Source organism: Mucilaginibacter terrenus, from assembly GCF_003432065.1.
Taxonomy (GTDB): domain Bacteria; phylum Bacteroidota; class Bacteroidia; order Sphingobacteriales; family Sphingobacteriaceae; genus Mucilaginibacter; species Mucilaginibacter terrenus.
The window spans coordinates 1,361,271-1,377,766 of the sequence record NZ_QWDE01000001.1; the positions used below are offsets into that span (position 1 = coordinate 1,361,271).

Annotated in this window: 11 protein-coding genes; 2 read left to right on the plus strand and 9 right to left on the minus strand. The window is 40.6% G+C overall.

Annotation, left to right across the window (positions count from 1 at the left end):
* Positions 1-2 precede the first annotated feature (2 nt).
* From DYU05_RS06025 to hmpA, 3 genes are all read right to left on the minus strand, one after another.
* A complete protein-coding gene (locus DYU05_RS06025; protein WP_117382056.1) occupies positions 3-1,019 on the minus strand; it encodes a sensor histidine kinase in 1,017 nt (338 codons plus the stop codon).
* Positions 1,020-1,798: 779 nt separating this feature from the next.
* Complete coding sequence (locus DYU05_RS06030) at positions 1,799-2,146, minus strand: hypothetical protein (protein ID WP_117382057.1); 348 nt, start codon at positions 2,144-2,146, stop codon at positions 1,799-1,801.
* Between the two features lie 19 nt (positions 2,147-2,165).
* Entirely contained in the window at positions 2,166-3,377 is a 1,212-nt protein-coding gene (gene hmpA, locus DYU05_RS06035) for an NO-inducible flavohemoprotein (RefSeq protein ID WP_117382058.1), read from the minus strand.
* A gap of 139 nt (positions 3,378-3,516) precedes the next feature.
* On the opposite strand from hmpA, the gene DYU05_RS06040 reads away from it, so the two are divergent.
* Positions 3,517-3,954 (plus strand): RrF2 family transcriptional regulator, encoded by a 438-nt coding sequence (locus DYU05_RS06040; RefSeq protein WP_117382059.1) that lies wholly within the window; start codon positions 3,517-3,519, stop codon positions 3,952-3,954.
* Positions 3,955-4,073: 119 nt separating this feature from the next.
* On the opposite strand, the gene DYU05_RS20875 is transcribed toward DYU05_RS06040, so the two are convergent.
* Complete coding sequence (locus tag DYU05_RS20875) at positions 4,074-4,301, minus strand: class I lanthipeptide (protein ID WP_133300171.1); 228 nt, start codon at positions 4,299-4,301, stop codon at positions 4,074-4,076.
* A gap of 571 nt (positions 4,302-4,872) precedes the next feature.
* Between DYU05_RS20875 and DYU05_RS06045 the strand changes: the two genes are divergently transcribed.
* Positions 4,873-7,245 carry a hypothetical protein gene (locus DYU05_RS06045; protein WP_117382060.1) on the plus strand — a complete coding sequence of 791 codons (2,373 nt, stop codon included), beginning with the start codon at positions 4,873-4,875 and terminating at the stop codon, positions 7,243-7,245.
* A gap of 18 nt (positions 7,246-7,263) precedes the next feature.
* On the opposite strand, the gene DYU05_RS06050 is transcribed toward DYU05_RS06045, so the two are convergent.
* The 5 genes from DYU05_RS06050 to DYU05_RS06070 are packed head-to-tail and all read right to left on the minus strand — an operon-like array spanning position 7,264 to position 16,469.
* Complete coding sequence (locus tag DYU05_RS06050) at positions 7,264-8,556, minus strand: HlyD family secretion protein (protein WP_117382061.1); 1,293 nt, start codon at positions 8,554-8,556, stop codon at positions 7,264-7,266.
* Between the two features lie 4 nt (positions 8,557-8,560).
* The gene (locus tag DYU05_RS06055) at positions 8,561-10,780 is read right to left on the minus strand and encodes a peptidase domain-containing ABC transporter (protein ID WP_117382062.1); all 2,220 of its coding nucleotides are present in this window, start codon (positions 10,778-10,780) and stop codon (positions 8,561-8,563) included.
* Positions 10,777-13,908, minus strand: a complete 3,132-nt coding sequence (locus DYU05_RS06060; protein WP_117382063.1) for a lantibiotic dehydratase — start codon at positions 13,906-13,908, stop codon at positions 10,777-10,779. The genes DYU05_RS06055 and DYU05_RS06060 overlap by 4 nt, the downstream gene beginning before the upstream one ends.
* Positions 13,909-13,921: 13 nt before the next feature.
* A complete protein-coding gene (locus tag DYU05_RS06065; protein ID WP_117382064.1) occupies positions 13,922-15,499 on the minus strand; it encodes a DUF6734 family protein in 1,578 nt (525 codons plus the stop codon).
* Positions 15,500-15,548: 49 nt separating this feature from the next.
* Positions 15,549-16,469, minus strand: coding sequence for an LLM class flavin-dependent oxidoreductase (locus DYU05_RS06070; protein ID WP_117382065.1), 921 nt, complete (start codon positions 16,467-16,469; stop codon positions 15,549-15,551).
* Positions 16,470-16,496 lie beyond the last annotated feature (27 nt).

Below are 16,496 nucleotides of genomic sequence, written 5' to 3' on the forward strand. Positions count from 1 at the left end.
GTTTAATGTGCCGGACTTAAATTGATGTTAATTTCGATCTTGGCACCGTTATCATTAGATAAGTATAGGTTTCCGTTTAATTGTTCTGCCAATGTTTTGATAATAAATATACCATAAGATTCCAGGGTATCAAGCGCATTAAGAATGCATTGATCAAATCCTGATCCATTGTCATGATAGGATAAATAAATGGCATTATTCTCTTTTCGTATGTTTAAGCGAATGACCTTTTCTAACTTAGTTTTAAAAGCGTGCTTTAAACTATTGTTAACGCATTCACTTATGATCAAACCAATCGGAACAAGGAAATCCAGCCCTTTTTTAATTTGGTCAGCCTCAATAAGTAAGGCAATGTTGTGGTCTTTGATAATTGGCTGGATTACACGGTTTAAATAATCTTCTATCATTATTTCACTGAACTCACCTTTCTTATAAATGGATTCGTAGGCGTTGGCAGTGGTAACAATTGCATCTTCAATGTCGGTCAACTCAATTCTTTTCTCCGTTTGTTTCAGTCGCGCCATGACTAAAATCATGTTGAGGTTATTCTTGACCCTATGGTGTACTTCGCTCAACAGAAAATCCCGCTGACTAAGCGCCTCAGATAATTGTAATTGCAGTTCTTTTTCTTCTGTAATATCAATATGGGAACCAATTGCCCTTGCAGGCTTACCGTCTTCGGTCCACTCTACGACCTTCCCATTACATCGAACATAAATAGTTCTGCCGTTTTTATGACGATATCTGATAGTAGTTTCAAAGGGAACGGCGCCTTTTGAATCTATATGTCGTTGGAACAAGTCAAACATAGGTTGCAAATCCTCTTTAAATACTATTTCCTGCCAGGAATCATGATTGTTTTCCATCTCGTGATCTTCATAGCCAAACATTTTTTTAAAACGGGGGCTGAGATATTCTTCATCACTGATCATATCCCAATCCCAAAAACCAGCCATGGAACATTCAAAAACGTTTTCACTTATCAGTTGCAGGTCCTTTACGGTGTTATACTGTTTCATAAAATGCGTGCTCGTAAAATCAGCTTATTTGGATCTTCGCTTGGTTAGATTGCCTGATTGGCCTTGAAAGTGTTTTTTTGACTCTTATCCAAATTAATTTCCTGACAACCTTCAAACATCTAATATACCCCAAATATTAGAAAAGTTCGCATTATCCTCTTATACGTCAGGCCTTTGAAATCGGTCTTCTATAACCTCAGTTTCTTCAGAAGGATTTTAAAGTTCATTCAAAAAGCCAGCTAATTCATATGCTACCTGAAATTGAATGCTTAAGCGAACGCCTCCTTTGTTTTCAACTTTAACTTACCACCAGGCTGTTTGCTTAAGGCTTCCATCATTTTCATACCCGGCTGGTGGCATTTCAAGGTTGAAGCCGGGCGGAAAGCCCCTGCCATTATCAGCTATGGTTAACATAAGCCTTTCACTTTTACAAGCTAAAGCGCAACCAGGATCTGCTCACCTTATCATCAAAGTCATACTTAATGGCATTAGTTATTGAATAATTCAGTATCAAGCCGGATGTTCGGCTTGGGCCAATCAAGATGAGGATTCAATCACCTGTTCAAAATTGATAGGGGACTTCCGGATATAAAGCTATCACTCAAATAGCTTAACAATTTAGTCACATCGGCAGGTATATTCATGCTAGCCACGTTGTTTCTTTAATACAACTTCTTATGAATCAATGAAATTGCCTGCACGGGTTCTGGCTTTCAAGGCTGCTAAGAAACGCAAATACGGAACAAAGCCAGCGTTTGTTGGCTTTGTTCCGTAAACTATCACAAAATATAATAAAGCAATATGCCCAGGTTGACAATTAGGCTGGCAAAGAACGCTGTTAGCGTAACACGAATTCCCGCTCCCCCCATATTTGCGACTAAGTTGCCAAAAAAACCAAGTACTGTTATACCCAGCAAAACGACTGGCGCATTAAAGTAATAAATGACGACGGCAGGCACAGCAAGTACCAGGTTGCCATGTACCATTAGATTAACAAACCACCACATCGTGCGGTAATTTTTTTGACTATCCACAAATTTGAGGTAAGATTTGATGGGGTTAAAAACAACATGGATATTAGGATTGGCTGCCCAAGCAGTCTGGGTATTCGGTTTTAGCGTAAGCATGATATAAAGATTTAAAAGATTAGTTTAGTAAAAGCACTTGTGGCCCGAATTCTTCAAAGTAGATCCGGTCTTTACTTATGCCGGCTGATACGAGATCCTGGTATTGCTTTTTGATGAAAACGGGGGGTCCGCAAACAAAGTAATGGCCGTTCAGATCAAGATTAAGTTGAGGTATCACGGCTATGTCCAGAAAGCCTTCATAAATACCCGCTCGTTTATTGGTTTCCGTCGGTTCATTATAGAAAGTATATTGATTAAAATTCGGGAATTCCGAACCAATCTCCTCCACGTGTTGTTTGAAGGCATGCACGTTTTCATTCCGGCAACCATGCAACCAGGTAATCTGATGTTGGTGCTCATTAGCGATCAGGCTTTGCAACATGCTCAATAAGGGCGTAAGGCCAACACCACCGCTAATCAGGGTTACCGGCGCGTCCAGGTCATCTGCTAAGACAAAATTGCCAGCTGGTGCAGTGATCTCCAATATATTCCCGCTATGCACATGATCATGTAAGCGGTTGCTGATCATTCCGTTCGTGTCAATTTCTTGGCCGAGTTCCCGTTTTACCGATATGCGGTAGTAATCATGATTAGGTGCGCTGGAGATACTATATTGGCGGGCCTGGTTAAGCTTTAATTCCGGTAGGAAGGTACGCAGGCTAATAAACTGGCCCGCCTGGTGTTTAGCCACCTTGCCACCATCTGAAGGGTACAGATAGAAGGATGTGATCTCATCTGATTCGGCAATTTTTTTCTGTACAACAAATGGCCGCCAGCCCGTCCACCCGTATTTTGTATTTATTTTCTGTTGGAATATACCCGCCTCATGACCACTCATCAAGGCGGCTAACTGCTGGTAAGCAGCTGTCCAGGCACCTACTATAGCTGGTGTAGCAGCTTCGCCTAACACTTCCTGAATTGAGGCGATCAGGTGTTTTCCTACGATAATGTAATGCTCCGGCCGAATATCCAGGCTCACATGTTTATGCCCAATTCGGTCCACCACCGGTAACAAAACCAGCGGGTTGGCAATATTCTCTGCATAAGCCAGCACAGCCAGCGCAAGCGCTGTTTGCTGTTTATCACTTTTCTGATTGCCCATATTAAACAAGTTTTTCAGTTCCGGGTGATGCGTAAACATGCGGTTATAAAAATATTTGGTAAGTAGAACCCCGTTTTCCTTTAATATGGGAACGGTTGCGGTAATGAGAGCTTTTTGATCTGTTGTCATAATAATATATTAATACCTTTTTATCCTTTATTTAATGTTATAAATCATTTGTGGTTGATCAACAGGACAAATCTATGCACTAAAATAATAAAAGACAAATTTATCCTTTATTATTTTTTCTTATCTTTGCTTTCACATTATGGCGATATTTTCAAAAACATGCGAATACGGAATCAAGGCGGTGCTATTTATTGCTCATACCGGCGTACAGGGGCGTAAAGTCGGCATCAAAGAGATTGCTGCCGGTATTGATTCACCAGAGTTCTTCCTGGCCAAGATACTTCAGAATATTAGCCGTAAAGGGATTGTCAATTCATTTAAGGGCCCTAATGGTGGCTTTTATATCACAGATGAAAGTTTAAAACGTCCAATTAGTGATATTGTAGAGGCTATAGATGGAGATGGTCTTTTCAGGGGTTGTGCTTTGGGTCTTAAACAATGTTCGGAGATCAATCCCTGTCCTTTACATGAAGAATTCAAGGTCATCAGAACACGTATTTACGATATGCTGCATACCATCAATATTGACCAGTTCAATCAAGAATTAATGAGTGGTATGTTATCTCTGAAAAAATAACAATTCAACGTAGAACATTGAAGTAATACAGTGATTGACCAAATGCGTGTTATCATGCGAACAGAAATAACCTAATTTATGATTTTAAACAGTTCCCGGTCTGCCGGGAACTGCTACTTTTAACATCCACAAGCTGAAAAGCAACTGCCGAGAGCAGTAGTTGCGCCTACACATCCCTGTGGATTACCACTCCCAGCAGTTGATCCGCAATGAACGACCTGACTAATGTAGCCGCTTCCCCCAAGTACGTTCAACATGCTTTCCGTATTCAGGTCACTAATTTTGTCCTTGAATAAAGAAAGTTTTTTTAATTGCAGTTTTTCACGGTTTAATTGTATTTTTCTCATAATGGTAACACCACTTTTTAAGTGGTCAACTTTCAATTACCTCCCCTGTCTCTCGCCATGGATCGGATGTTCAGCGTCGCTTTGAAGTGTGCAAATCACTCCCCCTTCTTTATCTTTGGGCAAAGAGGTTACTCCCGCATTGTCGGCCAACAATATTCTTTTTAATCTATTACATCAATTAATTTAGTTTCACTGATTGAACCTTGAACTAACGAATCCAAGGTGTTAACCATTAATTAATTAACTTACATGATATAAATTTAAAATATCAATCTAATAAAAACAAACAAAAAAGTTATATTTAATCATAAAATTAAATATCAAATAATAAATTAAAGGATATGGGGGTCAGGCCATTAAAAACCTAGTTGTGAGGCGAGTTAAGGATTACAATCAAAGAAAAAATACCTACAATTATTCGCCATTTAACCTAAACTTAATTAAAGCCCTTATATTATTAGACGATATTAAATTGAACGTTTGTAGATGACTACCTTGAAAAGATCTCATATCCGAGCTACTTGGATCAGAAATCACAGGATTAGATATATAAAATATAAAAACCTCTAGAATGCGCTTCCTTCTTATCCAAATACTCCTTTTAACCGCTACTACAGCCAAAGTATCCGCGCAAAATACTTCATTCTCAGAAATGGTAAATACTCAGGCCAAAAATCGTGAAAAGATTTATATCCATTTTAACCAGGATCGGTATTTTAAGGGGGATACAGTATGGTTCAAGGCTTATTTATTTACCGACGGCAGGCCGTCTAACACGAGTAAAAACTTTTATTTAGAACTGCTTAATTCGTCAGGACAAGTTAGCAGCCGTTTTACAGCGCCAATAATAGCATCAACCTCGTCGGGCTTCGCCGTTATATCAGCCAACGATGGGGATCTGGTGACTCAATGCCGTGCTTATACCGTTGCAACCCTTAATGGAGATACGAGCCTTCTTTATAAAAAAACACTGCAGATTTTGAACCGGGTACAAAGTTCAGACGCAAAGATACATGTGAACGCATCTGCAAAATTCCTTCCGGAAGGCGGCAACTGGGTAGCCGGCCTGCCTACCGTACTTGCATTTAAGATTACCGGCGACAATGAATTCCCATTAGAAGCGGAAGGGAGGATTAAAGACCAAAATGGCAAGGACGTCGCGGAATTCGCTACCGTTCATGATGGCATGGGTAGTTGTACGATTATCCCGCGTAATAATTACTCCTATACAGCAATCTGGCAAACGAAAGACGGGCAACATCACAGTACTAAGCTTCCTCCAGTTTTGGAACAGGGCGTTGTCCTACAAGTTAGCGCTGCAAGCAACAGCAGAAAAGTTGCTTTGTTCCGGACTAACCAGGTTGGGGAGGAAGATAGAACGCTCAGCCTTCTTGCCGTACTAAACGGTACCGTGGTATACCAGTCAATTGTACACCTGGAGCATGAAACAAGCGCCCGAATCACCATACCAACCGCCGGGTTGCCCACGGGAATACTATACCTAACCGTTTTTAATTCCAAACAGCAGCCGTTGACTGAAAGAATTTCTTTTGTAAACAACGACAATTATGGTTTTGAGGTCAAAGCGTTGCCCGAAAGTCTCCGGAAAGAAAAGCGCTCACGAAATAAGATAACCTTATTTAAGCCGGACTCTTTAAGAGCAAACCTATCAATATCGGTAACCGATGCGGAATTTGCAGATGGCTCATCCGATGCGGATAATATCATCACGCATTTATTGCTGACGGGCGACCTTCACGGGAAAATATATCAGCCCGGTTATTATTTTAGAAATCGGGAAGATTCTACAATTAGAAACCTGGATCTGGTTATGTTGACAAACGGCTGGCGAAAGTATAAATGGACTGCCGCACCCCTACCGCAAAACCCGTTAATTGAATCAGAATATCTCACGATAAGTGGTAAACTACAAGATGCGTTCAAGGGAACATCTTCAAAAGAAGCTGCGATTAACGGCATTATTACTCCTGCAGATGGTGAAAGTGCCCTGCTGGATTTCTCAGAAACCAAGAACGGTGGCTTCTATAAAGCGGGCGTAATTTTTTACGGGGAAGGTTCAGTTATGTTCAAATTTAGCTCAAACCGAAACAGAACCGCAACTGTATTGCCGATCGAGCTTTCTAATGGTCTACTTCCATCCTACCCGTTCAAAATAAACGCTGCAGCGGAAATACTTAAGATGACAGCGTTTGAACGCAAGGATACTCTGCCCCCAAAATATGATCTTCTTCATTCCGGACCAAGAAATCACGTCCTTGATGAAGTGGTGATCAAGGGGACGGCTTCAACAAATATGGAAGCGCTTGATAAAAAATATACACAAGGGCTTTTCAGAGGTGGCATTTCTCGGAATATTGATTTAGGCAGTGACCCAAAGTCAATCAATTATCTTAGCTTTTTTCAATATTTGCAAATGAATATACCGGGATTACAGATATCCGGTGCAACATCTTTGGCACCAGGCATCACTTGGCGTAAGGCACCAGTGAAATTTTATCTCAACAATAACGAATCTTCCCCAGCTGATATCAGAGCACTTCCAATGGCCGAAATGGATTACGTTAAAATTTATGATCCGTCACAAGGTGGCATTTTTCAGAGCGAAGGTGGTGTCATTGCTGTTTACAGCAAAGGCGGCAGGGGTATAAGGAACAGTGCAGATAATTCCCCAAGGTCAAAAATCACGGGGTATAGCCCTGTTAAAGAGTTCTATATGCCCGAGCCCGCAACCGAATTAACGGCTGCAAACGACGTTGTGGATAATCGGTCAACCTTGCTATGGAAGCCTAACGTGCTCTTTGATGAAAAAACCCATAAGCTGGAACTCCCCTTTTTTTATAACGGCTTTACCAAAAAGCTTAAAATCGTGCTCGAGGGAATAAATGCTGCCGGGAAGATGGTTCATTTCGAGCGGGTCTACTGATCCTTTTTAAGCTTTCTGTTATTTCGAACCTACTTTTCCATACAAGACATTGAAAATGCGCTGCAATACACTTTGATCGCTTGTTTTGAATTCCGCGACACCACTGCTTAATGTTCTCGGGTCAATCTTCTTTCTTCTCGTGGTAACAAACCCGTCTTTAAGCTCCAATTCAACAGCGTAGAAATTATCCATTGTTACGTTGGATATCTTTTTTACCGTTGCTTTCAAGGCGCCAAATTCTTCAAAAGGATATTCCTGGAGTTTGAGTAATACTTCTTGTCCAGGCCGTATTTTGCCAGCTTTGAATAGTGGTAACTTGACAATTGCCTGGTACTGCGCTCGCTCGGGAACTATCATAAATACAGGGTCCCCAGCGTTCACCGTCTGACCGGTGTTTCGGATCCAAAAGTAAGTAAGGGTTCCCCTTTCCGACGACTCCAGGACATACTGCCGCTGCCAGGCTGCAATCTGTCCTCTGACGCGGCTAATTGCATCTTTTAAATTGATGATTACTTCTTTATTTCCGGTATTGTATTGTTGTCGGAGATCAGACGCATTACTTTCAACTGCTACCTGCTGCTCTTGATTTTGCAGTAAGCTGCTGGTATTATCCGTCTTTGATATACTTTGGTTCAAAAAGGTTTTTTTTATGGTATTGTATTCACTTAGAGAAATTACCTTTGTTTTCAGTAGTACATAATTAACACTGTCCCGCCAGGCCTCCAGTTTTTGCTGATCTGCTAAGTATTTTTCTTTTACTTGAATATTATTTGTAATCTTTGAAAATTTATCTTTCTGCGCCCGTAAATTTTCCAATTTATGGGCGAAATAATTATTAGCGACAAAGAACTTGTAATTAGCTAATGACTCTGATAAATATGCATAGTTGGGCTGAATATCTCCAACGATAAGATTTTCGGGAAGATATAATGAACGGGTTGTTTTTTTCAGGTCAACTGAACCCGAGAGTGCATTTACCACTGCTTTTAATAGTAAAACGTCGCTTGTTTTTGCTGGATTATCAATGACCGCGATGATTTGTTCCTTACTTACAGGCTCGCCATCCTTAACGTAAAGGTCAGTGATCTTTCCAGCAGAACGTGCAACTAATTTCACCGGCGGTTCGAGAGTTGTAATAGTTACGGTTCCCGATACGATATCGGGATATTTAATAAATGAGGCGCCAGTAAGTATTCCGAAAACGATCAATCCGATCAGAATATTAGCTCCGTATAGTATCGACGGCGGAGATTGCCCTATAATGTCGTGAACCTCCTCGCTATGATGTAAAATATCGTTTCTTTCTTCCATATCGCTAGTTTCCCAATTCCAATTGATTTTTTACGAGTTCGAAGTATTTTCCTTTTTTTTGCGTAAGGGAATGGTGATTACCCGTCTCGACAATTTTTCCATTCTCCATCACAACAATCTGATCGGCGTGTTTAACAGTGCTCAACCGGTGCGCAATCACGACCACTGTTCTGCCTTTGAAATAGCTACTCAGGTTTTCGATGATGATCTTTTCGTTTCTGGCATCAAGGGTACTTGTTGCCTCGTCAAGGAATAAATACTTCGGATCTTTGTAGAAAGCACGCGCAAGTAAAATACGTTGTTTTTGACCGGAGCTGATGCCATTTCCGGTACTTCCAATCTTGGTTTGGTAAGCTAAAGGCAGAGAATTGATAAACTCATCAATGTTGGCCAACCTGGTCGCCTCCACAACCTTCTTTTGACTTATCTGATCCTGAACCGCAATATTTTTTGCTATGGTATCGGAGAATATGAAACCATCGGTCATTACAACACCGCACATCGATCGCCACCATTTAGGCGAAATTACCTTTAATGCAGTGCTTCCTAAATGAACACTTCCAGATAGCGGTTCGTAAAAACGGAGAAGGAGTTTCATTAACGTGGTCTTTCCACTGCCACTTGTTCCGACAATAGCGGTCGTCTTACCTAGTGGGATACTTAAGTTAATGTTGTTTAACACCAATGGTGTCCCTTCTCCGCCAAAGCGAAATGATACGTCTTCCAAGACGATAGCTGCCCGATCAGCAGCGATCTGGCCGCTTTCCAGCTCATCGACCCATTGCAACTCATCACCCTTTTCTTCATTGTCTTTTGAGTGGATTTCACCTAATCGCTGCAAACTTAGTTTTGCGTCCTGAGCGGTCCTGAAAAAATTTATTAATTGATCAATGGGAGAATTCATCTGCCCAGTGATATAGGAAATACTCAGCATCATACCAAAGGTTATTTGACCGTTCAAAACCTCTTTAGCCGCTATAAATGCGATCAGCAAATTTTTCAGCTGGTTGAAAAAACTAGAGCCGATAACCTGATACTGCTCTAACGAAAGACTTTTTACGCTTATTTTGAACAATGTGGCTTGTACATGCTCCCAGCTCCAGCGGTGCATCGTTTCGCTATTGTTAAGTTTGATCTCCTGCATGCCGGTAATGATTTCGTAAATGTTGTTCTGGTTATCAGTCATTTTTTGAAATCGTTCGTAATCCAATTGCTCCCTCTTTTTTATAAAAAATAGCATCCAGGCGATTGAAAGAAGTGAACCGACAACAAACAAAGAAAGAACCGTAAGGCTGTAAAAGCCTAAAACTATAGAGAAAACAAGAAGATTAACCAGAGAAAAAAGCGTCTGAAGTGTGGTATTGCTTAAAAATTGTTCAATTCGGACGTGGTCGTTAACACGTTGTGTAATGTCACCTAATAATTTGGTGTCAAAAAATCGAATAGGAAGCTTCATTAGCTTAATTAAAAAGTCTGATATTATCGAGATGTTTATCCTGGAGCTAATGTGCAAGAGTAACCAGCCACGAACAAGTTCTATGGAAATGCTTCCAAAAAATAAGGCGAGTTGCGCAAATAATATTAAATAAATAAAACTTATATTTTGTTGATTGATGCCATAATCTACCATACTTTGCGTTAAAAATGGCGCAATAAGAGATAGAACGCTTCCTACTATCATACCTATGAACAGCTGTGTCACGAGCTTACGAAAAGGGGCCAAATAACGTAGTAGGTATCCTAAACCTATCCTTTTATCCCTTTCATCTTCCTTCTCAAAGAAGCGCGGGCTGGGTTCCAGCAAAAGAACAATACCGGAATCCTTATCTTTGTTGGCCCAACATTCCAAGAACACTTTTTTGCTAACTTTTCTAAGGCCATGTCCGGGATCTACAATCTGAATAAATTTACTTTTTGAATTGTAGTTCTGCGGGGGTAGAACAACAAAATGCTTTTGGTTCCAATATAAAATGCAGGGGAGTATCGCTTCCTGATCCAACTGTTCAAAAGTCATCCTTGCTCCCAGGGTCCTGAAGCCGATCTTTTCAGCTGCCTCGCTAATCCCCTTAAGACTCACGCCCTCCCTGGTAATAAAAGAAAGATCGCGCAAAGTTTCGAGTGAAAAATGCTTTCCATAATATTTTGCGACCATCTTCAGGCAAGTTGGGCCGCAATCCATTTGATCAAGCTGCCTGTAAACCGGAAATTTTTTGAATCCTCTCATCGAACCGTGTTGCTAGTGGAGATCGAAGTAGTAGACGTCTGATCACGTTTTAATATTGCGGATCTTGACCGGTGATAGCGCTCTAGAAAATGGTAAATTACAAGTTCGTTCATTCGCTGCTTACCTATAAAAAGTCTATTAACAAACATATGGATGTAACTGGCTAGTAGTTCCTCAATACGCTGCCAATTCTGCTCTGCGTTTACCTCGCTTAAAATTCGCTTAACTGCCAAAATGTTCGCATTTGAACGTTCCTTAAATATCTCTATAGCATCCACGATATCATTCTCCTTATCACTATCAGCATCCATGTGTGAAAAAATCAATGACTGATAGCTCCTGTATTTATCATTAAGCTGGCTCTGTAAATGATCACCTGCACCGAATTCTTTGAAAAACATCCCTTGCAAATATTTGGAGAACTTTTCCTTTTGCATAAAAGTGAATTTGAAATCATCTAACAGGATATTAATTCCGCGAATCGCGAAAATCATTCGGTAGATGTCGATATCTGGACCGTCAATTAGTTTTAGTAACCGCATTACGGAAAGACTATCATGAAAAAATAAATCCTCAGAATGGGTTATTAAATCTTCACCATACCGGTCTGTTTCTCGAACATAAGTATCCAAGACTACGCGCTGTATGTAATTGTTATTAATTAACGGCTGACATGCGTTGAGGAAAGCACGCATCAATTCATGTTGCTTGCTTTCTTCAGCATTGTAGAAGCGTATTCTTAGATGAGGGCCGTCATCTTTAAACCTGATAAAAAAAAACTTTTCAAAAAGCCCTTGTGTCAAGCCCTCATCGACGAATCTGAATAATTCATTTTTCAATATTTCTTCAGCAAACTTTAACCCCGTGTAAATTTTAAAATACAACCATTCGCTCCCGGGAATAAACTTTCCCTTTACTCCCTGGTTCTTTACCCTTAGTTTCAATGATGCTGAGCGCAGTTCTACCTTATCCTCAAAGAATGGAATCACAACTTCGTTTGTATAAGACTTGCCCTCTCGGTCCTTCACTATACAATTCTCTGGCGTAAATAGATATTCTTCAACAATGATCCGTTTCAGCTTTTTCAGATAGTAAACAAATATCCTGATTCCATGATCTTGTGAAAAATCGATTAACAATTTATTATCCTCCTCCAGGTAGCTCACGCGCATTGGTAATTCCCATTTAAGCCTGAACTTGGAGAAATATTCTTGTATATCCTCCTTCTCCAGCGGAAGATCTATGATATCATCAGCGGTAAATTTCCATGTTGCTTTTTTAAGTAACAAGTTTCTGTAAACAACCCTTGGCAAAAATCGTAGACTATCTAGATTCCCCCAATCCCAAATGTTCATCTTTGCGTTTTGGTGACTTTGCAGGCTGCATAAAAATTTGTAAACCGGAAGTCCTTTGTAGTTAAAGTTATGTGCTGTTGTCAGTTTTGGAATAATTCTCTTTCCTAACTTTTTGCTTACCAGGATTACCTCACCCTGTCGTATACTTACATATAGATCTTCCAAAAGAATCTGGTGGTCCTGATCTACGCCTGATCGTCCAACATAAGGAATTTCGTAGGGTCGCAAAACCGGACGTAAAAGAATATTCCCCACCTGTGCCTCTGGAAGATGAACAATTTCTGCAAAGATGGCATCCGGATATTGCTCCTCCTCTTTTTTAAGTATCCTTGACGACAACGCAGCTAACTCTTTACTTGAGTGAGTAAACTTTCCAAAAAGATTTGCTCCGGAAGTACCCCCGAACGCCGCCACATCAAACAAAAAATGATCTTTACCCAGCTCATCGGATAATTGCATTAGGCTACCAAGCGCGTAGATACTTGTTGAAAATTGATAGCTCTCCATTTTTTTCTTCATTGGCGTCAGGTCACTCTTATCAATACTGATATGTGACCTTTTATTTTTTAAGAAATCATAGTATTTGTTAAGCGACAGCTGCTGTATCTCATCAAACTCGCTACCGGAGACAGATTGTCTGTTCTGAAAAACCAAGTCGCCGATGAGGACGTTATTGGCTGATGTGTCCTCGTTAAAGTCGCCGTAACCAATTCCCGATTCAGCATCTAATACTAATGCCAACGGCATTTCGGCATCCTCATACTTGGCTATAAAGGCGTTTTTGAAATTTTCAATCTCCGGGTGGTCCGCCGGCCTAGAGAGTAGAAAAAGATCTTGCAACTGATGCGTTATTTCCTCAACAAGGCCGTCGTTAATAGTGCTTTGCGCTAATTTAGGCAGAAGATCAGCCTGCACAAAGCTGTTAAGCATTGGCTTTTCAGTTAATTGACTCAATATTTCGTTAATGTAATGGATCAAGGCGGTGTCCTTCTGAACAGAGCTAAGCAAAGATTGTATCTGAACAAGTTTCTGCAATGTGTGTTCAAAACCTACTATTCCCGACAGTTTTTTAATCAATTGATCGAATGGTTCTTCGCCGGTCACTGTCGTTTCAAGGTCTGATATGAGCAATTGGGATTCAATCAGCTCGGTTATAAATTCGTTTGCATCATCCAGGGTGATGCCCTCAAATTTGGTCAGCGCGACTTGAAGTGAACCCACTGTCGCGCCGTTTTTGGCTAGGGTCAGTATGTCCTTTAAGTAGGGATTTTTTTTCAATGATGTCACTTCATACTTTCGACGACCATTTTCCAACTTGTACTCGGCGTAACGATAACTGTCAGTTAATTCGTACAAACTATTGTTAGTGTAAAACCTGATTTGTTCACGAATCTGCGGAACAAGTGAAAGCCGGTGAGCTAATCCGTTAACAAAATCAACATCCACCCTCAGTTGTAGCCCGTAGGATTCCTTATTATCCAGCACTATTCGCGTTGGCTGCGGCAAAATATTGACCATGGCAAAGCCGGCGAAAGTGGCATATGGGGTGCAGCGAGTACAGCTCCTGATCCAGTACTTACTGTAAGCAAAATGCATTCGGCTTCTATCCTTTTCAGAAATGTTGCCGCTTCTGTTCAACTCTTTAAAAAGATCCCACGAGGATAGATATATTCCGTCCCGGAAGGCAGTCGGTTCGTCAGTTCCGATCGCATCAACAGCTTCCAGGCTTTGCAGGGGAACCCTTAAGAGTAACTTCCCATAGTTTCTTAGCATATTTATATAAGTATTATTGAGTAGTTAATACCAGGTAGTTATAACAAACGCTGTAGGTAGTCATGAACGATAAAACCTGATTTTTCAGATACCTTTCTGCATACCCTTCCAAGCGCTTTTCACTTTTTAAATAATTATAAAGATCCCACCCTGAGCGTGACTTTCCTTCGAAATAGGACAGCAATGCTCCCCATGAATTTAGCGCTTCAATCTCAACTTCATTAGATCTGTAGGTTAATATGGCCATATAGGGAAATTCTACAGCCCTCTCATTTTGTACACGATCAAAGTGCTGTAGGAGACTTGCCGACGTTAATTCAGTAGGGAACGGATAAAACATGAGAACGAGTCTTCCCGCGGCTGAATTGAATGTCATTTTCAAGTCCATAAAACCTTCCTGAGATAAGGTGTATAATTTTTCAAGCACAGGCCGGGCTGCCTCTTCAGAAGATTGATATATAGGTGTTTTATACCTGAAATATTCGATTTGAAAAAAATCGTTGAGAAGCTGCAGTTCCGTACTTTGCAATTCTTCACCAATCACCTTTTCAACCGCTTTAGTAAAGGACTGTATCGATCGATAACGAATACTTGAGCCATTTTTTTGCAGCAGCTTTAGGGTATACGGAAAAATCGAGTCCAACTGCTCTGTGACTTCTGTCTTTGCGGGGAAATAGAACTTCTTGTATGGATAGAGTGTTACAATATGCTGATAATGCTTTGGAAACTCGTATTTGAGCCGCATAGCAACTTGGGCTGCAGGCACCCGGTTCCTTTTCCCTATACCTACAACATGGATGAACTTTTCCTTTAATGGAACAAGATTAAATTGCATCATTTCAGCGTATGCCGTCGGAGATACTGCAGGTTGTGGCTCAAATAATACAGAAACCTTCCGTTCTTTTGCACTAGCCATTGAGTGAAAAAAAAACTGTTCAAAAAAGCTCATATCTTTGCCTTCATAAACCTGTTGCGGGTTGTTATGTAAGTAATCAAACACTGACTGAGTATACTCTCTGAAGAACTCAAGATTGTATCCTCCGACAACCCCGGTGTTATACCCATAAAATCTACCGCTTTCTTTACATTGAGCAATATAAAATTTCACTTCCTTTGGAAGCTCAGTTTTTGACGTAAGAAATTTATACGCCGAGCTGATATAAATGTCGCCGTAGGGACTTTCATCCAAGTCGTATTCCTCATTTTGTGCTAGTAATTCACTTTTCAAATAGCTTGCTTTGAACGCCTCCCAAATGTAAACGTCTCCGTCAACATGCACGAATGGCTTTTCCTGCAGATTATAAACAAACAACTTTGCCAGTGCCCAAAGCGCCGGATTTAATTGCGGTATATGGTTAAGGCAATTGAATACCTCAGCATACGGAAGATTAAGTTTATCAATGAGCCATTCTGAACCATTATCATCAGTAAACAACTGCAGGTAGGGATAAAACTGTTTTAATTTCAGGCAACTTAGGCTCCAGCTTATTGCATGTTCGCGCTCCCCCAACCAGCCTCCGCTATGCCGGTCGAAAACGGTATTTCCCGAATTTTTCGAAGGTGCAGACCAATAAGATTGAATAATGTTCATCAGTATTAGGTGAGGTGATAAATTTTCACGGTCTCATTATTTGGCTAATTCAAAGCGTAAATTCTTTTGCAAGAAGCTCCAGCGTTTTTCTCCGGCTGCGCGGGCTTAACGACTGGTCATAAAAGATGAAATGATCTATACCCGATTGATCTTGGAGTTCCTCAAGTTTGTCACGAAATAATGAGGGACATCCGACAATCATTTTTTTAGCTGTTTTCAGCGTACTCGTTTCTAACTGTAGAAAGTTTCTTTTGGCATTAATCATGTTTACAGCGCATAACCCGGATACCGCCATTCTGATTTGCAGTTCTGATCCGTGGAGCTCAAAAAACCTTCGCCTGCATTCCGAAATCATCCGTTTATCAAAAATGTCAAGTTCTTCAGAATGAAAGGTCGATTTACAATGATGCATTTTGCTTTTTACGCTTCCCAGAATATGATCAAGTTTCCCGCTGAGTCGAAAAACTGTTGGTAAATCACCGCCGAATGGTGGAATGAAAGTTTTTTCTTTTGATAACAATTGCTTTTCAAAATGAAGGTAATGCAGCAATTCCGAAGTGCGTTTATTAAATCTTTCCGTGTAATTCCAATCTGCTGGATGACAATTATTGAATTTTAGGTCGATGAGGGGATCTATATAGCCATTAGCAAGGCCAAGATCAATACGGCCAGGAAAAATTGTACTCAATGTTTTAAAATTCAACGCAACACGATAAGGCGAATGAATCGCCATTAATATACCCGCCACGCCAATATTAATTGTTTTGGTGTAACTGGCTAAAACAGGTAATAGCATTTCAGGGTTGCTCCAACCTTGACCGCTGTTGTGATGTTCACTTAACCAAAGAGACGAAAAGCCAAGATCATCAGCTAAGGAGGCATATTCAAACATATCGTTTAATACACTTATTCCGGAAGTGTTTTTCCTCCGGTACCCAAAATCAAGAAGCCCGAGTTTGATCTTTGACATATCAAGGTCGATATAAAATATCGGGGT